This window comes from Malaciobacter sp., from assembly GCF_055140965.1.
The window spans coordinates 1-26,315 of sequence record NZ_JBSRRO010000019.1; the positions used below are offsets into that span (position 1 = coordinate 1).

The 26,315-nt window shown below is 26.4% G+C and carries 25 protein-coding genes; 10 read left to right on the plus strand and 15 right to left on the minus strand.

Features of this window, described 5'->3' with window-relative positions; translation table 11 throughout:
* Positions 1 to 166: 166 nt before the first annotated feature.
* The 5 genes from ACTCCZ_RS07025 to ACTCCZ_RS07045 all read left to right on the plus strand — a co-directional run bounded on the left by ACTCCZ_RS07025 (position 167) and on the right by ACTCCZ_RS07045 (position 5,884).
* On the plus strand, positions 167 to 1,009 hold the full coding sequence (locus ACTCCZ_RS07025) for a bifunctional helix-turn-helix domain-containing protein/methylated-DNA--[protein]-cysteine S-methyltransferase (protein WP_079580133.1): 843 nt from the start codon (positions 167 to 169) through the stop codon (positions 1,007 to 1,009).
* A 15-nt stretch (positions 1,010 to 1,024) separates the two neighbouring features.
* Positions 1,025 to 1,678 carry a response regulator transcription factor gene (locus tag ACTCCZ_RS07030; RefSeq protein WP_079580134.1) on the plus strand — a complete coding sequence of 218 codons (654 nt, stop codon included), beginning with the start codon at positions 1,025 to 1,027 and terminating at the stop codon, positions 1,676 to 1,678.
* On the plus strand, positions 1,668 to 2,816 hold the full coding sequence (locus ACTCCZ_RS07035; RefSeq protein WP_079580135.1) for a sensor histidine kinase: 1,149 nt from the start codon (positions 1,668 to 1,670) through the stop codon (positions 2,814 to 2,816). The genes ACTCCZ_RS07030 and ACTCCZ_RS07035 overlap by 11 nt, the downstream gene beginning before the upstream one ends.
* A 63-nt stretch (positions 2,817 to 2,879) precedes the next feature.
* A complete protein-coding gene (locus tag ACTCCZ_RS07040) occupies positions 2,880 to 3,968 on the plus strand; it encodes a PepSY-associated TM helix domain-containing protein (RefSeq protein ID WP_079580136.1) in 1,089 nt (362 codons plus the stop codon).
* Entirely contained in the window at positions 3,965 to 5,884 is a 1,920-nt protein-coding gene (locus ACTCCZ_RS07045; protein WP_079580137.1) for a TonB-dependent receptor, read from the plus strand. The genes ACTCCZ_RS07040 and ACTCCZ_RS07045 overlap by 4 nt, the downstream gene beginning before the upstream one ends.
* On the opposite strand, the gene ACTCCZ_RS07050 is transcribed toward ACTCCZ_RS07045, so the two are convergent.
* Genes ACTCCZ_RS07050 through ACTCCZ_RS07070 form a run of 5 tightly spaced genes read right to left on the minus strand, consistent with a single transcriptional unit; the run spans position 5,881 to position 11,341 of the window.
* Positions 5,881 to 7,197: a sensor histidine kinase gene (locus ACTCCZ_RS07050; protein ID WP_079580138.1), complete on the minus strand. Its 1,317-nt coding sequence runs from the start codon at positions 7,195 to 7,197 to the stop codon at positions 5,881 to 5,883. The two genes, ACTCCZ_RS07045 and ACTCCZ_RS07050, sit on opposite strands and share 4 nt — an antisense overlap.
* Positions 7,190 to 7,864, minus strand: coding sequence for a response regulator (locus ACTCCZ_RS07055; RefSeq protein WP_079580139.1), 675 nt, complete (start codon positions 7,862 to 7,864; stop codon positions 7,190 to 7,192). Before ACTCCZ_RS07055 ends, ACTCCZ_RS07050 begins: the two co-directional genes overlap by 8 nt.
* Positions 7,848 to 9,740, minus strand: a complete 1,893-nt coding sequence (locus tag ACTCCZ_RS07060) for a PAS domain-containing sensor histidine kinase (RefSeq protein WP_079580140.1) — start codon at positions 9,738 to 9,740, stop codon at positions 7,848 to 7,850. Before ACTCCZ_RS07060 ends, ACTCCZ_RS07055 begins: the two co-directional genes overlap by 17 nt.
* On the minus strand, positions 9,737 to 10,660 hold the full coding sequence (locus ACTCCZ_RS07065) for a cytochrome-c peroxidase (protein WP_079580141.1): 924 nt from the start codon (positions 10,658 to 10,660) through the stop codon (positions 9,737 to 9,739). The genes ACTCCZ_RS07060 and ACTCCZ_RS07065 overlap by 4 nt, the downstream gene beginning before the upstream one ends.
* Positions 10,661 to 10,711: 51 nt before the next feature.
* Positions 10,712 to 11,341, minus strand: coding sequence for a LysE family translocator (locus ACTCCZ_RS07070; protein WP_079580142.1), 630 nt, complete (start codon positions 11,339 to 11,341; stop codon positions 10,712 to 10,714).
* A gap of 96 nt (positions 11,342 to 11,437) precedes the next feature.
* Between ACTCCZ_RS07070 and ACTCCZ_RS07075 the strand changes: the two genes are divergently transcribed.
* From ACTCCZ_RS07075 to ACTCCZ_RS07085, 3 genes are read left to right on the plus strand one after another with little or no spacing between them, the layout of a single operon-like run.
* Positions 11,438 to 12,835 carry a phosphomannomutase/phosphoglucomutase gene (locus ACTCCZ_RS07075; protein ID WP_079580143.1) on the plus strand — a complete coding sequence of 466 codons (1,398 nt, stop codon included), beginning with the start codon at positions 11,438 to 11,440 and terminating at the stop codon, positions 12,833 to 12,835.
* Positions 12,810 to 13,535: a carbon-nitrogen hydrolase family protein gene (locus ACTCCZ_RS07080; RefSeq protein WP_079580144.1), complete on the plus strand. Its 726-nt coding sequence runs from the start codon at positions 12,810 to 12,812 to the stop codon at positions 13,533 to 13,535. The genes ACTCCZ_RS07075 and ACTCCZ_RS07080 overlap by 26 nt, the downstream gene beginning before the upstream one ends.
* On the plus strand, positions 13,528 to 13,977 hold the full coding sequence (locus ACTCCZ_RS07085; RefSeq protein WP_196778293.1) for a low molecular weight protein-tyrosine-phosphatase: 450 nt from the start codon (positions 13,528 to 13,530) through the stop codon (positions 13,975 to 13,977). The genes ACTCCZ_RS07080 and ACTCCZ_RS07085 overlap by 8 nt, the downstream gene beginning before the upstream one ends.
* Positions 13,978 to 14,164: 187 nt before the next feature.
* Here the strand turns inward: ACTCCZ_RS07085 and ACTCCZ_RS07090 are convergent, their stop codons facing one another.
* Together ACTCCZ_RS07090 and ACTCCZ_RS07095 are read right to left on the minus strand one after the other, a co-directional pair.
* Positions 14,165 to 14,557, minus strand: coding sequence for a hypothetical protein (locus tag ACTCCZ_RS07090; RefSeq protein ID WP_079580145.1), 393 nt, complete (start codon positions 14,555 to 14,557; stop codon positions 14,165 to 14,167).
* Positions 14,558 to 14,559: 2 nt separating this feature from the next.
* Complete coding sequence (locus ACTCCZ_RS07095) at positions 14,560 to 15,255, minus strand: OmpA family protein (RefSeq protein ID WP_079580146.1); 696 nt, start codon at positions 15,253 to 15,255, stop codon at positions 14,560 to 14,562.
* Between the two features lie 234 nt (positions 15,256 to 15,489).
* Here ACTCCZ_RS07095 and ACTCCZ_RS07100 point away from each other — a divergent pair, with 234 nt between their 5' ends.
* Positions 15,490 to 16,707, plus strand: a complete 1,218-nt coding sequence (locus ACTCCZ_RS07100; protein ID WP_228145352.1) for an NAD(P)-dependent oxidoreductase — start codon at positions 15,490 to 15,492, stop codon at positions 16,705 to 16,707.
* A 76-nt stretch (positions 16,708 to 16,783) separates the two neighbouring features.
* Positions 16,784 to 18,109, plus strand: a complete 1,326-nt coding sequence (gene hcp / locus ACTCCZ_RS07105) for a hydroxylamine reductase (RefSeq protein ID WP_079580148.1) — start codon at positions 16,784 to 16,786, stop codon at positions 18,107 to 18,109.
* A gap of 13 nt (positions 18,110 to 18,122) precedes the next feature.
* On the opposite strand, the gene ACTCCZ_RS07110 is transcribed toward hcp, so the two are convergent.
* The 8 genes from ACTCCZ_RS07110 to purB form a co-directional block, all read right to left on the minus strand.
* Positions 18,123 to 18,878, minus strand: coding sequence for a nitroreductase family protein (locus ACTCCZ_RS07110; RefSeq protein ID WP_079580149.1), 756 nt, complete (start codon positions 18,876 to 18,878; stop codon positions 18,123 to 18,125).
* Position 18,879: 1 nt separating this feature from the next.
* Positions 18,880 to 19,137, minus strand: a complete 258-nt coding sequence (locus tag ACTCCZ_RS07115; RefSeq protein ID WP_079580150.1) for a hypothetical protein — start codon at positions 19,135 to 19,137, stop codon at positions 18,880 to 18,882.
* 300 nt (positions 19,138 to 19,437) lie between these two features.
* The gene (locus ACTCCZ_RS07120) at positions 19,438 to 19,842 is read right to left on the minus strand and encodes a hypothetical protein (RefSeq protein ID WP_079580151.1); all 405 of its coding nucleotides are present in this window, start codon (positions 19,840 to 19,842) and stop codon (positions 19,438 to 19,440) included.
* Positions 19,839 to 20,243: a hypothetical protein gene (locus ACTCCZ_RS07125; protein WP_079580152.1), complete on the minus strand. Its 405-nt coding sequence runs from the start codon at positions 20,241 to 20,243 to the stop codon at positions 19,839 to 19,841. Before ACTCCZ_RS07125 ends, ACTCCZ_RS07120 begins: the two co-directional genes overlap by 4 nt.
* Before the next feature lie 13 nt (positions 20,244 to 20,256).
* Positions 20,257 to 20,979, minus strand: a complete 723-nt coding sequence (locus ACTCCZ_RS07130) for a TIGR04255 family protein (RefSeq protein WP_079580153.1) — start codon at positions 20,977 to 20,979, stop codon at positions 20,257 to 20,259.
* 366 nt (positions 20,980 to 21,345) lie between these two features.
* On the minus strand, positions 21,346 to 22,377 hold the full coding sequence (locus ACTCCZ_RS07135) for a ribonucleotide-diphosphate reductase subunit beta (RefSeq protein WP_079580154.1): 1,032 nt from the start codon (positions 22,375 to 22,377) through the stop codon (positions 21,346 to 21,348).
* An 83-nt stretch (positions 22,378 to 22,460) separates the two neighbouring features.
* Positions 22,461 to 24,839, minus strand: coding sequence for a ribonucleoside-diphosphate reductase subunit alpha (locus ACTCCZ_RS07140; RefSeq protein ID WP_228145353.1), 2,379 nt, complete (start codon positions 24,837 to 24,839; stop codon positions 22,461 to 22,463).
* A gap of 41 nt (positions 24,840 to 24,880) precedes the next feature.
* The gene (gene purB / locus ACTCCZ_RS07145; protein WP_079580156.1) at positions 24,881 to 26,209 is read right to left on the minus strand and encodes an adenylosuccinate lyase; all 1,329 of its coding nucleotides are present in this window, start codon (positions 26,207 to 26,209) and stop codon (positions 24,881 to 24,883) included.
* Between the last annotated feature and the right edge of the window lie 106 nt (positions 26,210 to 26,315).

Consider the following 26,315-nt stretch of genomic DNA (forward strand, 5'->3'; position numbering starts at 1 on the left):
GATGACATTGAAAACACAAAACTTCAAGATGATATAAACAAAGAACTTGAAGCTCTTGCTTCTAATTTTGTTATTTATTCTCAATCTACTTACTAATAATTTCTTGTACTTATTTAAGGTTTAAGTGGTATACTTCCCACTTAAACCTTTTTTTATAAGATATAAGATGAGCGAAGATAAACTATATTTACAAAATGAAAACTACAATAAAATCGTAAAAGCAATAAAATTTATTGATGAAAACTTTAAAGAACAACCAAGTATTGATACAATTGCTGAATATATTGGTATGAGTAAATACCACTTTATTAGAGTATTTAAAGAGTACGTTGGTGTTACACCTATTCAATTTTTACAATCAATTACATTAAATTATGCAAAAGAACATTTAAAAGAATCACCATCAATATTAGAAAGTTCATTGGATTTAGGACTATCAAGTCCAAGTAGATTGCATGATTTGTTTGTTAATGTAATTGGGGTTACACCAAAAGAGTATAAACAGTTAGGTCAAAATGTTCAAATAACATATGGTTATGGATATACACCTTTTGGAAATGCCTTAATTGCACTAACAAAAAGAGGGATATGTTTTTTAGGTTTTTATGATACAAATAAAGAAGATGTATATAAAAGATTTAAACAAATATGGGCAAAAGCTGATTTGATTGAAGATAATAAAAAAGCAACTGAGGTTTTAGATAGTATATTTATAAAAAAAGATAAAAGATTTAGTCTTTATTTAAAAGGGACTAATTTCCAAATAAATGTATGGAAAGCTTTGATTAATATTCCAGATGGATCAATTACTACATATCAAGAGGTTGCAAAATATTTAGAGAACCCAAAAGCAGTAAGAGCCGTTGCAAATGCAATTGGATCAAATCCTGTTGGATATTTAATACCTTGTCATAGAGTTTTAGGAAAATCTGGTGCTATGACTGGATATAGATGGGGAATTGAAAGAAAAAAAATATTAGTTGCATATGAAGCTTTAAAGAAAAAATAAAATACCTAGGAAAAAATGAAAAAACTATTACTAGTAGAGGATGATTTAATCCTACAAGAAATGATAGCAGAGTTTTTTAATGATAATAATTATTATACTTACTCTTGTAGTTCTTATAATGAAGCACTTAATTTAGCATTTGAACATGATTTTGATTTATGGATATTTGATGTAAAAATAGAAGATGGAGATGGTTTTGAGTTACTAAAAGAGTTAAAAGAATCAAACTTAAAGACTCCTACAATTTTTACCACATCTTTAAATGCTATGGAAGATATAGAAAAAGGGTTTAAAGTAGGGTGTAGTGACTATTTGAAAAAGCCTTATGAGCTAAAAGAGCTTTTAATAAGAGCAAATCATCTAACAAAAGATAAGAAAACAAAAAAAATTATCAAGCTTCGTGATGAAATTATATTTGATTATGAATCAAATATTGTTTATAAAAATAAAAAAATCTATCCTATTTCAAAAAAAGAGACAAAGCTTTTAGTACTTTTTTTAGAGAATAAAAATAGACTTTTATCTATTGATTATATATTTAATGAATTATGGGAGTATGAAGAACCAAGTTTTTTAAGTTTAAGAGCATATATAAAAACAATAAGAAAACTTCTTGGAAAAGATAAGATTATTAATCAAAGAGCTCAAGGATATATTTTTGCTGAATAATACAAAAAAAGTGATATTAAAGATTTTATCAATATACCTAATTAGTACACTATTTTTTTTACTTTCAATCTTTTTTATAGTAATTACATGGAAAGAGAATGAGATATATGATAAATCCCAACAATCAATTCGTGAATACAAGAGATTTTTAATAAATTTAATTAATACACATGATACAAAAGAGCTTAAAACTTTAACATCAAAAGATAATATACAAAGTTGCGTATTTATAAAAAATAAAAAGATCTATTGTAATTTTGATTTAAAGAGTATAAAACTACCTAATAAAAGAGGATTTTTCTATGATAAAGAGTGGATTTATTACTATACAAATTTAGACAAGAGTTTAAAAAATGTTCAAATAATACTTAAAGGAACAAATAATCTAAATCAACTTGAGCAATACAAGAAAAAACTTTTTTTTCTTGTATTTATTATCTTAATTTTTAGTTCTTTTATAGCATATATTTTAATTAAAATTTTAATAAAACCTTTAGAAGAGAATATTAAAGTTATGGATAACTTTTTAAAAGAGACTACCCATGAAATAAAAGCTCCATTGAGTATAATAAATATGAGTATTGAAACTATGCAAACTAATATGCTTACAGATAAAAATAATAAAAGAGTAAATAATATAAAAACTGCAACAAACTCATTAAATAGTATATATGAAGATTTAACAGATATTCATTTTAATTCAAAACATAAAATAGAACTAGTTGAATTTGATAAGCTTTTAGAACAAAGAATAACATTTTTTACACCATTGTTGGAAAATAATAGTCTTACATTAATCAAAAGCATAAGTAAAAGTAAAATAAGTATTGATAAAACAAAACTAATTAAAATTATAGATAATTTAATATCAAATGCAATCAAACACTCAAAAAATAATAGCACAATTAAAATTGAATTAAAAGATAATTACTTTAAAATCACAAACCATACAAACAATAAACTACCTTTAAACTTAGAGCAATTATTTGAAAGATATTATAAGATTAATAGTAGTAATGAGGGCTTTGGAATTGGTTTAAATTTAGTAAAAAAACTTTGCAATGATTTTAATATCTGTATTAAAGCAAGCAGATTAGATAAATATGAAATATCTTTCTTACTAAATTGGTATAAATAATAATTATCAATTTCATACTTGCTTCACACTTCTTTGTTACACTTCCAATAACAAAGGAGAAATATGAAAAAAACGTGGAAAAAAATTCACTCTATGCTTGGAATAGTAAGTGTGCTATTTTTATCTATAATTGGAATTACAGGTGCATTTTTATCTTTTGAAAAAGATATAACTGAATTTTTAAATCCAAAAGTTTACAATATCAATTATGAAAACAAAATAGCAATTGATAAAAAACTTTTAATTCAAAAAATACAAAAAGAACATAATTTAAAAGTTTTAGCAATAAGAGTCTATTCAGATCCCAAAAAAGCTTTTGTTTTAGTAACACCTCCCAAAGAAGGTGCCACAAGCAAAAAAAAGGTTTTATATTATATAAATCCATATACAGGTGAAATTACTACAAGTTTAAATGCAAGAACATTTTTTTTAGTAAATAGATACTTACATAAAGATTTAATGATTGGAATTATAGGTAAAAATATTGTTGCTATTTCAACAATTATATTGATAATACTTAGTTTATCAGGATTATATTTATACTACAAACCATTAAAGTATAATATTAAATCAGCAATGAAAATAAACTTTTTAGCAAAAGGAAAAAGATTATATTACAAGCTACATACTGTATTTGGTATATACTTTTTATTGGCATTTTTAATCATGAGTTTAAGTGGTCTTTTTTGGTCATATGAGTGGTACAAAAATGCAATATACAAACTAACAGATGTTCAAATTCCAAAATTTGCTCATAAAACAGGTAATAAAAAAAGAGTATATAACTCTCTTGATTTAAATAAAACTATGATTGTTTTAGATCTATTTAATAAAAATATTAAAGATTATGAAGTTTTAACTATAAGAAAAATAAGAAAGAGTGATAACTTTTTAGTAAGTTATCTAAAAAAAGAGTCAGCCCATCATAAGGCATTTAATACAGTTACAATAAGTGTAGAAAAAAACAAGATATTAAATCACAAAAAGTATGAAGATAAAAGAGTTGGAGAAAAAGTTATTGCTAGTATGTTACCAATTCATAGTGGAGAATTTTTTGGATTGTTTTTTAAAATCATATTTTTAATAGCTAGTGCATCATTATTGATGTTTAGTATTACAGGATTACTATTATTTAAAAAAGGAAGAAAATGATAAAAAAATGCTTTTATTTAAGCTTTATAGCAATATCAGTATTAAATGCAAACTCAACAACAAGACTTGATGATGTAGTTGTAAGTTCAGCAGGATTTGAAGAAAAAATCGTAGATACAGTAAAAAATATATCAATTATTACAAAAGAAGATATACAAAATAAAGGTTTTTCAAATATTAAAGATATCCTAAAAAGATCACCTGGGGTATCAATATCATCAAAAAGTGTTCATGGAGATCAAATTGATATTAGAGGACAAGGAGATAAAGCTTCAAGCTCTGTGTTAATATTAGTAGATGGTGTTAGTATAAACTCACTAGATCAAACACATGTTGGAGCATCTCTTGATACAGTTGATATAAATAATATAGAAAGAATAGAGATAATTCCTGGTGGAGGTTCAGTTTTATATGGTTCTGGTACAAGAGGAGGGGTTGTAAATATAATTACAACTAAAGCTAGTAAAAATAAAGAGTTCCACGGTTATTTAACTGCAAAATATGCTTCATACAACCATAAAGAGTATCAAGCAAATTTATCAAAAGGTATTAGTGAAAATATATTTTTAGATACTAGCTTTCAAAAGCTAAATAAAAAAGGATATACAAATGGAACAAAAGATGACAAACTATCTGCAAATGCATCTTTAAAATTTGATATTTCTGATAATCAAGAGCTTATACTAAATGCTAGTTATGCAAAAAGTGAATTAGTAGTTGCAAAAAATCAATTAACAAAAGAGCAATTAAAAGAAGATAGAAAACAAGCACCTTTAGGAATACATGATTCTGAAATAACTCAATATTCTGAGTATATTAGTAGAAAACGAAAATATGATTTAAAATATACTTTAGCTCAAAAAAACTTCTCTTTAGAGACATTAAGTTTTTATCAAAAACTTACAATGAAAGATAGAATTGATAAAAATAAAGGATTAAAATTTAAGTTTAAAGTTCCTTTTGAAAAAGGCTATCTTGTATCTGGGTATGATTATGAAAAGATGAAAGCCCAAAGGGGTGAAGAGAATATTACAAAAGTACAAAAAGAGACAAACTCTTTATTTCTTATTGGTAAATATAACTTCAATGAGTATGTTAATAGTATGATTGGATATAGAAAAGAGTATGCAAGTTATACTATGCAAAATACTGAAAATACAATTAATGGAAATACAAAAGCAAACAATGATGCTTATGAGTTTGTCCTAAACTCAAAATATAGTGATGATGGAAATATCTATTTTAAATATGAAAAGGGTTTTATCTCTCCAACTCCTTATAAAAGATATGATAAAACATCAGTTACTCCTTTAGAGTATGAAGTAAATAATATAAAATCTGAAGATTATGATACATATGAAATAGGAATAAGAGATTTTATATTTGGCAGTTATATTACACTTACAAACTTTTATTCAATTTCAAATAATGAGATTATGAGAAATATGCATAGTGATAGAAGTTTTAATTGGGAGAATATAGATGAAACAAAAAGATATGGAGTAGAGTTATTTTTAGAACAATATCCAACAAATAACTTAACATTTAATCAATCATATAGTTTTATCAATGCCGAAATTACAAAAGGTGAGGATAAAGGAGATGATATTCCATATGTATCAAAAAATAAATTTGTCTTTTCTATGAATTATTATATAAACTCAAAACTAAGTACTTATCTTGATTATCAATATTTTGGAAGTAGTTATGATAAAGAAAAAGTAAAAGTTCCATCATATAGTATTGCAAACTTATCGTTAAATTATGAGTTTAACTCACAACTTAGTTTTGTAACAGGAGTTAATAACCTTTTAAATAAAGAGTATAACGAATATCAATCAACAAGAAATGGTAAAACAACTTATAGACCAGCACCTGAAAGAAACTACTTCTTTCAATTAAAATATAACTTTTAAAAGCTTTTCTCAATAGTTATTATAAACTCTAAGCCTTTTTCTAAAGGCTTAGCTTCAATAGTTCCTTTAAAGCTATCTTCTATAATAGTCTTAACCAAATAAAGTCCAATACCAAAGCCATCTTCTTTTGTAGTAAAATAAGGTTTAAAAAGTTTAGGTAGCTCTTTTTTAGAAATACCTGCTCCATTATCTCTTACTTTAACTATTAAGCTTGAGTGATTTGAGTAGACATTAATATCAATTTTGGGATACTCTTGGTTTGATAAAGCCTCAATACTATTTTTTATCAAGGTTAATATAACTTGAGAGAATTCATTTGAAATACCATAGATTTTTGATACTTCACTTGTATGAAAAGTAAGAGTTAAATCTACTCTTTGCTGTTTTAAACTTGCATTTAAAATAGTCAAAGCTTTATTTATAGACTCTTTTACTAAAAAATCCTCTTTATTCTTTGATGGTGTATAAAAATCTTTAAAATCATCAATTGTTTTTGACATAAACTGTAATTGTTCATTTGCTTGCATAAACTTTTGATCAAAATAGTCTTGTTTTAATTTACCATTTTCAAATCTTGTTTTTATATTCATAAAAATATATGACAAGTTGTTTAAAGGTTGTCTCCATTGATGAGCAATATTACCTATCATAGCTCCTGATTTTGCTAATCTGCTTTGATGTAATAACATATTTTCATAGTTTATATTTTGATTTTTTAACTCTTTTTGCTTATTTGCTAGACTAAAAGTAAATAAAATTGCTTCAATAGCAAATGCAACAAGAACTAAATCCACATAACCACTTCTTACATAAAGAGTTTTAAATTGAATAATATATAAAAATAAGCACACAAAAGACCAACCTACAACATAAATCAATGTAGGTTTTACACCATCTTTTATATTAAAAATTACCGATAAAAATAGTAAAAAATAGACAACAGAATAAGGTAAATACTCAAATAACATATAATGATAAAAAACCGTTGCTAAAACAAAAATCAAAAAAGCGGTAAAAATCATTAGTTCTTTTATGCTTTTAAATATTGGAATAAATTCAACTTTAAAAAAAGCAAATGCAAATATTATTGCAAATATAGTCGCAAAACCTAGTGATATCTCTTTAAAAATTGGTGGAATTTCAAAAAATTGACTATATATAACTATATATGCAAGGGAAAAGATCTGCATTAAACAATATGCTAAATAGAATAGCTCTTTTAAATAAACATATCTAATTGCAGTAAATAAAATACTCATCAAAAGTATTCCAAAGGTTACTCCATATGCTAAAACTATATTTATATCAAACATCAATTTTGTAGCCAACACCTGAAAGATTTGAAATGCTATTACAACAAAAATGAGCTTTTAATCTTCTTACTAAAGTTTTTAAAGCATCTTTACTCATAACATCATCTGCCCAAACATAATTTTCAATTTCTTGATAAGTCACATATCTATTTTGATTTTTTATTAATAATTCTAAAAGTAGTATCTCTTTTGCTCTTAACTTTACAAGCTCTTTATCTTTTGTCAAAGTTTTATTAAAAGTATCGAAACTAATATTATCGCAAATTTGTATAATATTTGAATTGTTACTTTTTAAAGTATCAATACAATCTTGCAAAGCTTGTAAAAGTTCATCATGCTTTATTGGTTTTATTAAGTACTTTACTAAGTGAAGCTCAACAGCTTTTAATAAATACTCTTTTGTGCTATATGCACTTGTAATAATAGCTTGCGTTTTTTTATCTTCTTTTCTAATGCGACTAATTAATTCTAAGCCATCAATCTTTGGCATTTGGATATCTGTTATTATTATATCAGGATTATATTTTTTATATAAACTTAGTGCTTCAAGCCCATCACTTGCTTCATAAATAGTATCAAAATGGTTTTGTAAAAGTTCAACTCCATTTTCTCTTGCTAATTCATCATCTTCTACATATAAAACTTTTAGATTATTTATTTCTATCATCTTTTTTACTTGGTATTGTTATTGTAAATAAAGCACCTGTGTACTCTTTATCTTTATACATATAAGTGCTATTATTAACTTCTATTGTACCATAGAAATGTTTTGAAATTATTTCATAAGTCATATATAAACCAATACCTGTTCCTTGACTTTTATGTTTTGTAGTAAAATATGGTTCAAAAATTTTATCAATAATTTCATCATCAATACCTTTAGCATTATCTTTTATTTTTATTACTACATTTTCATTATCATCATAAACATCTAAAAAGATAAATTTTTCATCATCTTTATTAAGATTTTTAGCAATTGCATCTTGAGAATTATTAAAAAGATTTACTAAAGATTGAATAAGTTCATGCTCTAAACCTTCAATATTTAACTCTTTGATATTTGAAATAAACTCTACTTTATTTTCATTGAATTTATATCCAATCAAATCAAGTACTTTATTAACACTATTTTTTATATTAAAAAGTGTATTTTCATGGTTTGTCTTAAAAAATGTTTTAAAACTATCTATTGTTTTTGATAAATACAATGTATTATCAACTATTGAATCAATCAGTTTATAAAAAGTTTTATCATCTAAAGAATCAAACTCTTTATTCAATCTCATTCCACTTGCTGCTGTTGATATAGTAGAAAGGGGCTGTCTCCATTGATGAGCAATGCTATCAAGCATTTCATGAAGTGCTATCATTTTTGATTGTTGTGATAATAAGTGTTCTTTTTCTTTAAGCTCTTTTTCTATATTTTTTTCTTTTGTAACATCAAGTTTAATAGCTAAAAACTCAATAATTTTACCTTTTTCATCAAAAATAGGAGAAATAGAGGTTTTTTCATAACTTAATTTACCATCTTTTATTTTATTTACAAACTCACCATACCATCTTTTACCACTATAAATAGTTTTATTCAAATCTTTATAAAATTTCTTACTATTAAGTCCTGATTTTAAAATAGAGGCTTTTTTACCAATAACATCTTTATAGGTATATCCAGTATGTCTAATGAAGTTTTCATTTACATATTTTATTTTTTGATGATAATCAGTTGTCATAATAATATTATCACTATTTTCAACTGCTTGTTTAAATCTATTTAATTGAATTTTTTGATAAGCTATTTTTGTATAATAAAATAAAAACAGTACTAAACTACTTGATAAAAGTATAATAATACTCCATAAAACAGTTTTTATATCTTTTATGAATACATTTGAGTATTCATTGAATTTTTTCTCAAACTCATCTAATTTTTTGTTTAAACTTAAAAGCTCTATATCTTGTTTTTGCTTTTGAAATTTTTCGAAATATTGTAAAATATTTTTTGCATGGACAAGAAATATTTTTTCAGTATCATCTTTAACTTTAAAACTATTTACTTGATTTTGAAGTTTTTTTATATCAATCTCACTATTAAACTCTAATCCTATAATTCTTGTATAAATTGTATTAAAAACTTTATTATCAAGCTTTTCATAAATTGTTTGGATATATCTATATGAGTTATTTAAAACAGCACTAGTAGATTTTAGTTTCTCAATAGTTTTTATCTTTTTTTTAAATAAATCATCAATTTGTAAAAAATCACTTTTAAAAGCTATTAATTCTTTATCAAAATAGTTACTTTTTTTTATTTGAGATAATATATCTTTTATTTTAAATATATCTTTTTGAATAACATCAAAGTTATTATAAGAGATGCTACTTGACATAAAAATATCAAAATTTTTATTTATAGAAATCAAATAAGAGATATTTTTTTGCATTTTAAAAAAATCTTCTATTTTCTTGTTTGAATGATCTGTTGTATAAACTAGTGAAAAAATAAGAGATATAAACACAAATATAATAATTAAAACTTTTTTCATTTCTTATCCAATATTTTTGGTCTTTTTCCATCTAATGTTTTTAGAAATTTTACTATTTTTTCTATCTCTTGTTTATTTGCTTTCATGCCTAATTGATACTCCATCATTATTGAAACTGCATCATGCAAATTTTTTGCAGAAGCATCATGAAAATAAGGAGATGTTTTATTTATATTTCTTAATGTTGGAACTTTAAAATAACTTTTATCTTCAATATCTTTAGTAACTTCATATCTTCCTAAATTTCCTACTTTTGATTTATACTCTTTTAAAATACCCATTTTTTGAAATAAATTACCACCAATGTTTATTCCATTATGACAGGAAATACAACCATTTTTTTTAAATAGCCTATACCCCTCAATCTCATCTTCACTTAAAGCAGATTTATCACCTTTTAAATATAAATCAAATCTTGAATCAGGAGTTACTAAAGCACTTTCAAACTCAGAAATTGCATCAACTAAATTATCCTTTGTAAAACCATTTTTATATACTAATGCAAACTGTTTTTTATAATATTTATCATTTTCTAGTTTTTTTATTATCTCTTCTAAAGATGAACCCATCTCTACTGGATTGTGTATTGGTCCACTTACTTGCTCTTTTAAATCTTTTGCTCTTCCATCCCAAAATTGTGCAAGATTATATCGTGAATTAAAAACTGTAGGAGAGTTTATACTACCTTTTTTATCATCAACTCCAATAGAAAAATCCCTATTATCATCCCCTCCATTATCAACATCATGACATGAAGCACATGAAATTGTATTGTCTTTACTTAATCTTTTATCAAAAAAGAGTTTTTTACCTAAAAGTGCTTTTTGTAAATCATATTTTATATCTGATTTTATAGGTAAAATTAACTCTTTACAGTTTAGCAATAAAAAAGAGGTCATAATTAAAAATAATATTTTCATATTTTTATTTTACCATAATAATGTTGATAGATAGCTATCACTTAAGTGTCACTATCTTTGAGAAAGTGCTAGTTTTACCCCTAAACTTATTAATACAAATGAGGTTAAGATATTCATATATTTTACTATTTTTGGATTATTTAAAAGTTTTTCACTTAAAAGATTCCCTGCAACTCCAATTAAAGAGAAAACAATAATAGTTAAAGCCATAAAAATTAAACCTAAAATTATCATTTGTAAAGGTATATTTCCATTTTGAACACTTACAAATTGAGGTAAAAATGCTAAGAAAAATATTGATACTTTTGGATTTAAAATATTCATTAAAAAGCCTTTAAAATATAAAGCTTTCAAATCTTTTTTTGAAGCTTTTGTATCAAGATTTAATGGTTCATTTCTATGTTTATATACTTGATATGCAATATAAAGCAAATATGCTACGCCTAAATACTTTACAATATCAAAAGCTATTTGTGAAGTCTTAAAAATCATAGAGATACCAAAAGCTGCTGCACTTGTATGAATAATAAGCCCTGTACAAAGTCCTAGTGTTGTAATAATTGCTGCTTTTTTTGATTTTGTCATACCTTGGGTTAATACATAAATATTATCAGGTCCTGGGGCAATACATAATAAAAATGAGGCAATTATAAACATATATAAATTACTTAACTCAATCATATCTTTCTCCTTGAAAAAAAATTATATCAAAATTAAAGTTAGTACTCTTAAAGCTTCAAACGATATAATAATAAAAAAATTGCAGTAAGGGTCTTTATGATTAAAAAGTCTATTTTTAGAGAGTATGATATTAGAGGAATAGTTGATGAAGAACTAAATGAACAAAGTGTTAAATTAATTGGATATTATTTAGGTTTAGAAATTATCAAAAAAACAGTTAAAACTCCATATGTTGTTGTTGGATATGATGCAAGAACACACTCTCCAAGACTGTTTGAATACCTTACAAGTGGATTTAATAAAGCAGGAGTAAAAGTTCTTGGCATGGGAATGGTAGCAACAGGAGTTAACTATTTTGCATCTTACCAAACATTTAATGGCATAAAACCAAATGCTTCTGTAATGATTACAGGAAGTCACAATCCAAGCGAATATAATGGTTTTAAAATTTCAGTAAACAATACTCCATTTTTTGCAGATGATATATATGCATTGGGTGATGAAATTATTAAAAATCAAAATATAAAAATAGAAGATAATAAACAGTTTGAAAAAATCAATGCAAAAGCTATGTATATAGATTTTATGCTAAAAGAGTTCTCATTTTTAAAAGGTTTTGATATTCCTTTTGCGATTGATTGTGGTAATGGTGTTGCAAATACTGTTTTATGTGAGATTTTAGATAAATTAGAACTAAATTACAAAGGTTTATACTGCAATCCTGATGGTACATTTCCAAATCATCATCCAGACCCAAGTGAAGAAAAAAATCTAAAAGATTTAAAAGAGCTTTTAAAAGATGAAGCTTTATATGGATTTGCATATGATGGAGATGCAGATAGAATTGCATTTTTAACTAAAAAATATAATGTAAAAGGCGATATTTTAGCACTTCTTTTTGCAAAAACCATGAAAGATCCAATTGTAGTTGGAGAGGTTAAATGTACTCAAGTTATGTATGATATTATAAATGAAACTGGAAAAGCTATTATGTATAAAACAGGACATAGTAATTTAAAAGTAAAGCTAAAAGAAGTAAATGCACACTTAGCAGCTGAAGTTTCAGGTCATATTTTCTTTAATGATAGATTTTATGGTTTTGATGATGCAGTTTATGCTACATTTAGAATCTTAGAGTTAATTCATAATGGAATGGATATTGATAAACAAATAGAAAAACTTCCAAAAACATACTCAACAGAAGAGATTAAAATAAAAACAACAGAAGATGAAAAGTTTTTATTAATAGACAAAATAAAAGAGCTTCTAAAAAATCCACCAAAGAATTTTCCTAAAATAGTTGATATAATTGATGTTGATGGAGTTAGAATAAACTTTAGACATGGTTGGGGATTGGTTAGAGCTTCAAATACTACGCCTGTATTAGTTACTAGATTTGAATCAACAAATGAACAAACTGCAAAAGAGTATGAAGAAGAAGTTAATAAACTAATTTTATTGGCAAAAGATGAACTTAGTAACTCTTCAAACTAATTATACAAAAGATTTCAAACAAAATCTTAAACATTTAGAAAGCTTAATAAGTTCATGCGAGAATGACTCTTTAATTCTTGCACCTGAACTTGCACTATCTGGTTACTCTTATGATAATATACAAAAAGCTGCAGAATTTTCAAAAAAAGCTATAAAAAGATTAAAAAAACTATCAAAACATAAAGCTATAGCTCTTACACTAACCATTTTTAAAGATGGTAACTACTACAATAGATTTTATATGTTTTATCAAAAACAAATTGTTCATACCCAAGATAAATATAGACTTTTTAAACTTGGAAATGAGCAAAAATACTTTTCTAAACCCAAAAATGATAAAAAAATAGAATTTTTCAAAATAGGGCAACTTAAACTTGCAACTTTAATTTGTTTTGAACTTAGATTTACAAAATATTGGAATAGATTAAAAGGTGCAGATATAATACTTGTACCTGCTATGTGGGGAAAAGGTAGAAAAGAACACTTTGAGACTTTAGTAAAAGCACTTGCAATTTCAAACCAATGTTTTGTTATAGCTTCAAATAGTGCAGATGAAAACTGTTGTAAATCAAGTAGTATTATAAATCCATTTGGAGAAGTTTTACTTGATGACTCAAAAGAGTTACTACAAAGTGTATTTGATAAAAAACAAATAAGAAAAATAAGAAAATTTTTAGATGTAGGAATAGATTATGAGTAAAATTAAATCAATTATTTTTGTATGCTTAGGGAATATTTGTAGATCTCCTATTGCACAAGGTATTGCTCAAAAATACATAAAAGATAATCAATTAGATATTAAAGTTGACAGTGCTGGAACAGGAAGCTGGCATATAGGAGAGAGTCCTTGTGAACACTCTATTAATATTGCAAAACAAAATGGTATAGATATATCAAGACAAATAGCAAGACAAGTAAACTTAGAAGATTTTCAAACTTATGATTTAGTAGTTGGCTTAGATGAAAGAAATATGCAAGATTTGGAAAAACTAGGTTGTAAGGATGCGGTTAAATTAGGTGATTTTGGTTTTGATGGGCAAGATGTACCTGACCCTTTCTTCTTTGAGGGATTTGAGGGATTTGACAAAGTTTATAGCATGATTGAAAAATGCGTAATAGAACTTATTAAACAAAAGTCATAAACTTTTGTTTATAAGATTCTATATCTTTGTAATAAAAAAATCGTTGATAATCCTGCTAAGTGAAAACTAGCTGTTGCCATATATAATAAAGAATATTCCGTAATCATAATCTAACTCCTTTTATATTTTATGTAGTTAAATTATAACAATACTTGATTCCAATATGATTACAAAAAAAGTATAAAAACTATACAAGAGGTTTTGTAAAACCTTTTGCTTGACCTACCCAGTTTTCTTCTTTTATTTTTCCTTCTATTTCTAAATAGTTTTCTATCCAATCACAATTTTTATCACTCCAATTTGCAATTTGGTCAAAATGAAAAATTCCAAGATGATTTAATTGTGCTTCAACTAATGAATCAATTCCTTCTATTTGTTTTAAATCATCTTTACCAGCTGGTCTTGGACAACTAAATATAACTGGTTTATTATAAACATTTCCTACATTTTTAGTAGGTTTTTGTGGCATTGGTGCATACTCTTGTTTTCTTGTAGCTCTACCTAGTATATAACCTATTAAAAATCCAATAATTGTTGCTAATACTAAACATAATACTATTTTCGAAGCTATTTCTATCACAATTATTCTCCTATGATATTAAATTCTATTCTATTGAAAATCTTGATTTCGTCTTGAATTAAAGGTATTTTATCTCCATATCCTCTTCCTTTCATCCTTGTATTTTTTATACCCATTGATATAAGCTTTTTCTTTATATTTGCAGCTCTCATTACTGAAATATATTTATTATACTTATCATCTCCTGGTCTAATACTTACATGGCCAGCTATTTCAAAACTCAAGTTATCATTATTTTTCATAATTTTATAGATTTTATTTAAAAGCTCATCATTTTTACTTAAATAATCAATACCTTCTTTTGAAAACTCAAAAGATTCATCTCTCATAATCGAATATAATTCATCTTGAATTGCTTTTGATTTTTTAGATAAGTCTTTGTAAGAAAGTTCACCATTTGATCTTCTATAGCCCTCATCAACTCTTATTAAGATGATTGGTTCAGGTTCTTTAATCTCTTCTTCAATTTTAATTATTTTTTCTGTTACTGACTCATGAGCTTCATTTAATTGTAAATCAATTGGTTCTAACTCAACTTCTACGACATCACTATTATTATTTTCTTGTAATTGAACTACTTTATCTTCAACAACAGAAGCTGTACTATTCATAAACTCATTGGCATGTTTATATACACAAGAAACTATTAATAATAGTAACAACAGGGATAATAAAAAAATCTTTTTACCTACTTGCATCTAACTTACTCTTTATTGAAAATTTAATTATTATATCTTAAAAATTATAAGAAGAGATAAAAATATGGCTAAAATTAATAAATTACTTTATTATATTATTTAAAATTACAGGTTTAGTAGATTTTTTGTAATGGCAAAAATAAAAAATTTATCTATTTTTTTTCAAATTTATCATATACTTATCATTCAATTTATATAAAATTTTTAAACTAATTTTAATTTAAAAGGTAAATAATGCAACATATTATCAATTCTGCGCAAACATGTTTGGACTGTAAAAAACCAAAATGTCAAAAAGGATGTCCTGTAAATACTCCTATTGCTGAGATGATTAGACTATTTTTAACAGGAGATATTAAAATTGCAGGAGAAAAAGTATTTGAAAACAATCCTTTATCAATTATTTGTTCATTAGTTTGTCCCCATGAAAAGCATTGTGAGGGACACTGCGTACTAAATAAAAAATACACACCTGTAAATGTTGGAGGAATAGAAAACTATATTTCAACATACTATATGAACTATAAAGAGTTTGAAAAACCTAAATCAAATGGGCATAATATTGCTATTATTGGAAGTGGACCAGCAGGAATAAGTCTTGCAATGATTCTTGCGTTAAAAGGTTATGAAATCACAATGTATGAAGGTCATGATAAAATTGGAGGTGTTTTAAGATATGGAATACCTGATTTTAGACTTGATAAATCAATACTTGATGAGTTACTATTAAAACTAAAAAAGATAGGCGTTAAAATTAGACCAAATACATTAATTGGAAAAAATATTACAATTGATGAACTATTTAGAGATGGATATAAAGCAGTATTTATAGGAACAGGTGTTTGGACACCCAAAAAGTTAGGTTTAAAAGGTGAAACATTAGGAAATGTACACTTTGCAATTGATTATTTAAAAAGTCCAAAAGCATACAATCTTGGTAAAAAAGTTGTAATTGTTGGTGCAGGAAATGTAGCCATGGATGTAGCAAGAACTGCAATTAGAAATGGTTCAAGAGAAGTTTCTATTATGTATAGAAAAGGTTTTGAGCAAATGAGTGCAGAAAAATTAGAAGTTGAATATGCCAAAATTGATGGAGTGAAATTCAATCTTTATAAGTTACCACTTGAATTTACTTCAAAGGGTATAAAATATCTAAGCACAGATGAAGAAAATCCAAATATTGAAGGCTTTGAAGAAGCTGATTCTATTTTAGTATCAATTAGTCAACAACCAAGAGATTTAATTGTTTCTAATACAAAAGGGATTAATGTAGGAGAAGATGGCTTAGTAGTTACAAATGAAAATGGAGAGACTACAAGAGAGGGTGTATTTGCATCAGGAGATGTAGTAACAGGTGCTAGAACAGTTGTAGAAGCTGTTGCTTTATCAAAAAGAGTTGCTATTTCAATAGAAAAATATATAGCAAACTTGAAAGAACAAGAGGCCTGTTAATTTTAATATTGATATTAATCAATGAAAGAACTTATTAAAATCCTTATAATTAACAAAAAATATTAAGGATTATTTAATGAGTATGTTTTGTTATCAATGTGAAATGAGTCAAAAAGATGGATGTGGTAGTAGTGGTGCTAGTGTTGGAACATGTGGAAAAGATGAAAACTTATCAAGACTTCAAGATATTATGATATTTGGATTAAAAGGGCTTAGTGCTTATAGAGAACATTTAAATGAATTAGATTCAAGCTTAACAAAAGAGATTGATGATGTTATGAGTGAAACTTTATATTTTACATTAACAAATGTAAATTTCAATTTTGATGATCATATAAATCAATTAATGAAAGTAGGTAGTGCTGGAGTTAAAGTTATGGATAGACTTTCAAACTCTCATACTTCAAAGTTTGGTATTCCAACTCCTGTAAAAGTTACACAAAACAAAGTTGAAGGTAAAGCTATACTTGTTAGTGGACATAATCTTGAAATGCTAGAAAAACTTCTAATAGCTACAAAAGATAAAGGTATAAATATATACACTCACTCTGAAATGTTACCAGCACATGGTTACCCAGAGCTTAGAAAGTATCCACATTTAAAAGGAAATGTAGGTAAAGCTTGGTTTGATCAAGCAAAACTTATGGAAAAATTTACTGGAACTTTTGTAGTTAATACAAACTGTATTGTGCCTCCAAAGAAAAACTGTACATACCTTGATAGACTATTTACTTATAAAATAGTTGGAGTTGAGGGAGCTACACAAATTGAAGATGATAACTTTGATGAACTTATAAAAAGAACTTTAGAGTGTGAAGATGCAAATGGAGTTGATTTAAACGAAGATACAACACTTGTAACAGGACATCATTATAAAACTATATTAACATTAGCACCACAAATTTTAGATGCAATAAAAGGTGGAAAAATTAAACAATTTTTTGTTGTTGCAGGATGTGATGCACCAGGAAAAGGTGGAGAATACTATAGAGAATTAGCTCAAACTCTTCCAAAAGATACAGTTATTTTAACTTCAAGCTGTGGTAAGTTTAGATTTAATGATATTGATTTTGGAGAGATTGAAGGAACAGGTATTCCAAGATATTTAGACTTAGGACAATGCAATGATAGTAATGGTGCTGTTGAGATTGCAAAAGCACTAAGCCAAGCTTTAGATACACCAATTAATGATCTTCCTGTATCAATTGTGCTATCTTGGATGGAACAAAAAGCAGTTATTATTTTACTTGCACTTTTTTCTTTAGGAGTAAAAAATATCTATTTAGGACCAAAACCTCCACAATTTGTAAATGAAGATATATTTAACTTTTTAAGCCAAACTTTTAATCTTACACTTACAACTAATGCAAAAGATGATTTAAAAAAACTATTAATTGCATAATAAGTAGCCTTTGCTACTTATTATCTTTAAATATAAAACCTTGTTTTTCAAAGTTGTTTTTAATATCTCTAGTATAACTTTTTGTATAAAATCTTGCCATCTCTTCTTTATATGATGTTTTATAATTCATACCATTTGCTTTTCTAAAATCACTTAAAATAGTTTCATAAGCTTCAACACCATCTTTTGCTTTTTTATCATCATATTTATCTTCAAATACAAATGAATCAAAAGGTATTCTAGGTTTTAAAGGTGCTTGTAATGCTTCTTTTGTAGGTACACCAATAGTAGAACCTACAAGTGGATATGTATTTTTTGGTAAGTCTAGTATTTCTATAAATTTTTCAACTGATAATCTAACAGCTCCAATAGCAGTTGTTCCATATCCCAATGATCTAGCAGCTGTTTGTAAAGTACTTAGCATAATACCTGCATCAACTGAACCTACAATAATTCCCTCAGCTGACTCTTGTATCATTTGTTTTTGATTTATTGTTTCAAGAGCATAAGCTGTTCTATTATAATCAATCACAAACATAACAAACACTTCACAATTTTTAATATGCTCTTGACCTGCACATAACTCACTAATTTGTTTTAATTTTTCTTTATCTTTTGTGTATACAATAGAAACTTGTTGTCCATTTACTGATGTTGGTGCTCTTTGTGCTGCTTCAAAAATAAGTTTTAAATCCTCATCTTTTACACTTTCACCTGTAAAGTTTCTTATTGATTTTCTATTTAATAACTGTTCTAATATTTCATTCATTTTAATCCTTTGTTAATAAATCTATCCAAAAATATTTATTTGCTACACCTTTTTCTACAGGCTTCCACCCATATGAAATTGAGTGCATATATAATATATCATTTACTAGTTTAAATGTAAACTCTTTTTCTATTTTTTTTCCTAAAGCTTCTGTAAAAATAGCATGTATAAATTGCTCATCTTCTTCTACTTCATAAGAAAAATCATTTAAATCTAGTATCTGCTTTTTTATAAAACCTAATGCTTTTTCTTTTAACATAGTTAATCCCTTTTAAAATATGTGTTATTTTAAGCATATATAGCTTTTAAAGTGATTATTATTAGAAATTAATTTTTGTTAAGATGAGTGTTTAAATGGCTTATTTTAAAAGGCAAACTATCTTTTGATTTAATGTAATATTTTATATATAGCTTTTAAATTAATTTTTTTAAATAGAATAAAATACCAAAATGAGTAATAAAAAATAAATGATACTTTTTTATTGAAAAAAGTATCTAATTTAACAAGTATAAATTCTCTTGTATAAAACAATTAATTTCAATCAAAATATAAATATATTTATTCTGGAATTAAATCATCTTTTGTTTTCGATAAAATATCTTTAATAATTGCATCAATTCTATTCAAGTGGTAAGTTGCACTTTTTACTTTTAAAGGTGTAGGAAAGGTATTAGTATTGTAATCTGCTTGAACCCTTAGTCTTTTTAGACTTCTTAAATCTTCTTCTATGTAATCATTTTTAATTGAATTTATAATTTTCTGATGAGTTCCTCCATCTTGATTTTCTAATAAAGACTCTGGAATCTTATCCCTACAATGTAATAAAGCAGTATAATAAGATCTACTAACAAAGTCTCTTTTTAAAAGTTCTTCATCACAAAATCTTTTATCTTTATTTATAGGTTTTAAAAGTTCTAAGTAATTATCACATAATTTCTTATAATAGCCATTTTTAAAACTCAAACTAACTCCAACATAATACCTTTTGAGAAAAGATTTAATTTTTCTTTAATTGCTTTTTCAGTTTTAAGTAAACTAGTATAGTCCTCAATTTCTTCTTTTAATTCAACTGTATACACTTTAAATTCTTTATCAAAATCTTTAAAACTTGACTCTTCAATATTTTCTATATTATATCCGTAAGTGTTTATTTCAGCTGCAATTTGATTATCAATTGTAATTTCTAAATCCTTTATTGATTTCATCATATTATTAAATTCTGAAGGCCATTCTTCATTTTTATCTATATAATACAAATAATTAACATCATTAGAAGTATAGTTTTCAATTGATTTTTCAATTCTATAAGAAGAATCAAAAGTACTATAAGTTGGTATATTTGCTGGCAATATATATTCTAACATAATTTACTCCTAATTATTTATATTCTGGTTCAAGTTTTTCAATAAATTCTGGTTTTAGAATATTAAAGAAAATTTCTTTTGTTGTATCATGTAATATATTTAATGATTTTTCATAATCTTTAACATTAGCATCTAAAAAAACATCAGTATCTACAATTGATCCAATAGAAACTTTATTTTCTTCATTTCTTAAACTTAAATTATTTATAACTTGTAATTTAAGAGTGATATTATCATTCATTTTTATTTCAGAAGAATAAGATTTTGAATTTTCATTTTTTTTTGACAATATTTCTGGCATTTCAATTTTTATATTGATATTCTCAAATATATCAATTTCATTAAAAAAATTTATATATCTCATTGATAATCTATCAAATTCCCATTTTTCAAACAATGAACCCAAACTTTCATAAATTTCTACAATAAAAGTAAAATAGTCTTTCCATCCATTATAGAATCCCTTATTACTAAATGAAATTTTTTGAGGAGATACATTTACTAAATATTTTCCTTTTTGAAAAATATAATATGTTGCATACTTTAAATTTTGATCTCCCTCTCTAATTGCTGGAGGTATTTCCAATAAGGGTGTTTTTGTATATTTATAACCTTTTTCATCTAGTTTTGATTTTACAATAAAGAAAACATCTTCAATCTCTAATCTATTCTTAAATCTAAACTCTGTAACAGTTTCAAGGATTGTAGACTTCTTTAATTTTTTTGGTAATTCCATAATATTATCTTTCTTAGATTTTTGGCTTGGATTTTATCCATATTATAATTAAAATTTTATTATACAATATTTAATATATACTTTGAAAATTATAACTTTTTTCTCAACAAATAAGTAATTACAAGTTTATCTATAAATAGCTTTTAAAGTGATTATTATTAGAAATTAATGGTTTTGTTAAGGTGAGTGTTTAAATGGCTTATTTTAAGATTAATGAATATCAAAAAGAGTTTTAGTGATAGTTATTTTTTGAAAGTTCAAGGCTAGAGTGGTAATTTTATTAGGAGCTTACTATTGTAAGTGAGTGATGAAATTTCCGCGATAACGCAGAAATTTCTAAAAAGAGCTATTAATAAAACTCTTTTTTTAGAAGTCATCAAAATCAATGCTTCCTTTTGAGTAATTAACAACATTCCCCTCAAAGAAATTCGTTCTTTGATCATTAAATGAAGCATAACCATCAACCCAAGGAATAGGGTGTTTTACATTATACATAGGTTTATATCCTACTGCTTCAAGTCTTCTATCTGCTAAGTATTGAATATATTGAGTGATAATTGCATCTGTAAAACCTAAAATTTGTCCTTGTGTAATATATGCACCCCAAGAAGCTTCAAGTTCAACTGCTTTTTTAAACATATCTCTTACTATCTCTTCAAGTTCAGCAGTAAATAAATCAGGTCTTTCTTTTCTTACAGAATTAATCATATTTTGGAAAAGTAAAAGGTGTGTTACTTCATCTCTTTGAATAAATCTAATCATTTGAGAGCTTCCAAGCATTTTTCCTGATTTCCCAAGTGCATAAATAGCTGCAAATCCTGCATAAAAATATAATCCTTCTAGGATTTGATTTGCAAACATTGCTAATACTATTTTTTGATCTGTAATTTCTTCTTTATCACCTGCTGCTAAACTTTTGTAAACATCAGCTATATAGTTGTTTTTTTCTCTTAATTTTAGATCTGTTTTCCACATTTCATATATTTCATCTGTATTGTCTGAGATACTTTCTACCATAACAGCATATGATTTTGAGTGGTTAGCTTCTTCATAAGATTGTCTTGAAAGGCAAGCATTTACCTCAGGTGCTGTTATATATGGATTGATATTATCCATTAGATTATTTGTTTGTAAACTATCCATAAAGATAAGTTGTGAAAGTACTAAGTCATACATTCTTTTTTCTGATGGACTTAAATACTTATAATCTTTAGCATCCCCTGTCATTTGAACTTCTTTTGGAAACCATGTATTAGCTTCCATTGTATCCCAAAGATTAAGTGCCCATTGATACTTTAACTTTGTAAAGTTAATCATACCATCAGGATTACCTCCAAAGATTCTTCTATCATTTAAGTTCTCTTTTGATTGTGGATTATATATCGTTTTTCTATCCATTAGGATTTCCTCTTATATTTAAAATTTAAATTTATTTTATAATACTTTTTTAAAAGTTTGTATACCTTGTGTGTAAGGTTATCTTATTGACAACCTGCACACTCCATACTTCTATCTTCAACATCATTATTTGCTTCAGGAGATTGACTTCTTAAATAGTAAGTAGATTTTAATCCTAATTTCCAAGCTAATGTATAAATTTCATGTAGATATTTCCCACTTGCTTTATCTAAACTCATAAATATATTTGTACTTTGACCTTGATCTATCCATTTTTGTCTAATTGCTGCTGCTTTAATAATATCTGTTTGCTCAACTTCATATGCTGGAATATAATATTGCCATGTTTCAGGACTCAATCTTGGTACCACAACAGGAATAAGTCCACTTAAATTCTCTTCATACCATTTTCTTTTATAAACTGGTTCAATTGCTTGAGTTGTACCTACTAAAATAGAGATAGAAGATGTTGGAGCAATAGCCATCAAGTAACCATTTCTCATTCCATTTTCTTTAACTTCTTCTCTTAACTCTTGCCAATCATATCCACCATCAAATAAATCTTTATTCATCAAGGCTTCAACAGCTTGAGGTGCATGATCATGTGGCATAATTCCTTTTGACCAGTTTGAGCCATCAAATGCAGGATATACACCTTTTTCTACTGCAAGTTTACTTGATGATTTAATAGCATTATATGAAATTGCTTCCATAACTGAATCAATTTTCTTAAAGTGTTGTTCACTACCAAACATGATTTGATGTTCTGCAAGCATTTGTGCTTCACCCATCACACCAAGTCCAATACTTCTTGTTTTTAAGTTAGTTGCTTTTACTTTTCTTAATGGATAGAAGTTTAAATCAATCACATTATCAAGCATTCTAATTGCAGTTGGAACTACTCTTTCAATATCCTCTTTTGTATTAATTTTTGAAAGATTAATTGATGCAAGGTTACAAACTGCTGTATCACCATCAATCTTCTCTTTTTCTACTATAAATACTCTTTTTCCATTGATTGAATCAAGTGCAGTTATTTTATTTGCTTTTTTCTCTTGCCCTGCATCTACTTTAATAATCTCGTCTTCATCATATGTTTTGATTGTTCCATCTTCAAACTCTAATCTGATTTTATAATAGTTTGGATTTGTATTTTGAAAAATTTCTGTACAAAGATTTGAACTTCTAATATGTCCAGCATGAGCATTTGGATTAGCTCTGTTTGCATTATCTTTAAAGCATAAAAATGGACTTCCAGATTCAAAGTATGAAGTTAAGATTTTTTTCCATAAATCTTTAGCTTTCATAGTATCTTTTGTAATGCTCTCATCTTTTTCATACTCTTCATATCTTTTTTTGAATGCATCTCCATGAAGTTCACTTAAATCTTTTACTTCATATGGGTCAAACAGTGTCCAATGAGAATTTTCTAAGATTCTTTCCATAAACAGATCTGTTATCCATAAAGATGGGAATAAATCATGTGCTCTTCTTCTTTCTTCACCTGAATTCTTTTTAAGGTCAATAAAATCAACTATATCCATATGCCAAGGCTCAACATAAACAGCAATTGCACCTTTTCTAGTTCCAAGTTGATCAACTGCAATTGCTAAATCATTTGTGATTTTTAAAAATGGAACTGTTCCACCTGCTGCACTTTTATGGTCATCAATAACTCCACCAAGGGCTCTGATTTGGTTCCAATCCCAACCAATACCACCACCATACTTAGATAATAGTGCCATTTCTTTGTAACCATCAAAAATTCCTTCAATATTATCAGGACTTGAACCGATATAACAAGATGAAAGTTGATGTCTATTTGTTCTTGCATTTGATAAAGTTGGAGTTGCTAACATAACCTCAAATTTTGAAATTGCATCATAAAACTCTTTTGCTCTTTCTTGTTTATTATCTTCATCTTGTGCTAAAAACATTGCAATTGCCATAAACATATGTTGAGGAAGTTCAATTGGATTGGCTTTTTTATTTTTGATTAAATATCTATCATATAGTGTTTTAATTCCTAAATAGTTAAATAATAAATCTCTTTCTGAATCAATATAATTATTTAAATCATCTAAATCATAACCCTCACCAAGAGCAGGAAGTAATCTTCCAGCTTCTTTTCCATATCTTAAATAATCTTTTAAATGACAATATGGCTCACCCTTAATACCATGTGTTGATTTACCAACTCTATGATATAAATCAAATAAGAACAGTCTTGCAGCAACAAAAGTCCAGTTTGGAACATCTATATCAATTTTTTCAACTGCTGTTTTAATAAGTGCATCTTGAATATCTGAGGAACTCATACCATCAATAAACTTTATTTGTGCATCCAATTCCAATTCACTTTGGCTAACACCATCTAAGTCTTTTGTTGCATCTATAGTCATCTTTTGAATTTTAGTAATATCTAAAACTTCTTTTCTACCGTTTCTTTTTTGAATCATTATTGCCATTTTTGTTGCCTTTTTTTTACCTAAAATTTTATAAATTATTTAAATACTCTATTAAAAATTGCATCAACATTTTTTGTGTAATAGTCATAATTAAAACACTCTCTAATTTGCTCTTCACTCAATGAGTTTCTTAACTCTTCATCTTCTAATAAATATTGAAGATATAAAGATTCACCTTTTTCATTTGTAGTTGGTTTATCTGATTGTAAACCTTCCCAAACTTTCATTGCATTTCTTTGTACAATTTTGTATGCATCTTCTCTACTTACACCAGCTTTTGGTAGTTCTAATAATACCCTTTGAGAAAATACTAATCCACCTGTTAAGTTTAAATTTTTCATCATATTTTCTGGCATAACCGTTAAGTTTGCAATAACATTGTTCATTCTATGAAGCATAAAGTCACAAGTAATAAAAGAGTCTGGAAGCCAAAATCTCTCTGTTGATGAGTGAGAGATATCTCTTTCATGCCATAATGCAACATTTTCCATTGCAGGAGTTGCATAAGCTCTAATAATTCTTGCAAGTCCTGTAATATTTTCTGTTAATATTGGATTTCTTTTGTGTGGCATTGCAGAAGAACCTTTTTGACCCTTTGCAAAAAACTCTTCGCATTCATAAACCTCAGTTCTTTGCCAATGTCTTACTTGAACTGCAAATTTCTCAATTGAACTAGCAAGTAGGGCTAAAGAAGAAGCAAGTCTTGCATATCTATCTCTTTGAATTACTTGATTTGAAGCAGGTGCAAAAGATAAGCCTAACTCTTCACAAGCAAACTCTTCAAGCTCTAAAGGTGCATGGGCAAAGTTCCCCATAGCTCCTGAGATTTGACCAACAGATATAACTTTAAGAGTTTGTTCTAAATTTTCTAAATGTCTTGCCATCTCATCATACCATACAGCAAGAACTAATCCAAATGTAATAGGCTCACCATGAATACCATGACTTCTTCCTACCATTAAAGTATATTTATGCTCTTTTGCTCTTGTTTTAATAGACTCCATCATCATTTTTACATCTTTAATAATTAAATTTAAAGAGTCTTTCATTTGTAAAGCAACAGCTGTATCAACAGTATCAGAAGATGTCATACCATAGTGAAACCATCTTGACTCATCACCTAGTGTTTCTGAAACACTTGTTGTAAATGCTATTAAATCATGTCTTGTAACAGCTTCAATTTCATCAATTCTTTCAACTGAGAAATTAGCATTTTCAACAATTTTTTGTGCATCTTCATCAGGAATAAGACCTAGTCTATTCCAAGCTTTAACAACAGCTTTTTCAACATCTAACCATGCTTGATATTTAGCTTGCATAGTCCATTTTGAACTCATCTCTTCTCTTGCATATCTTTCAACCATTTACTAGTCCCTTATTTGTTTTTATTGCTTTTTAGTGTATGATATCTTAACTAAGTTAGCCAAAATTTTTCATTAAAATTTGGTTAATTTAAACTTAATTTTTAGG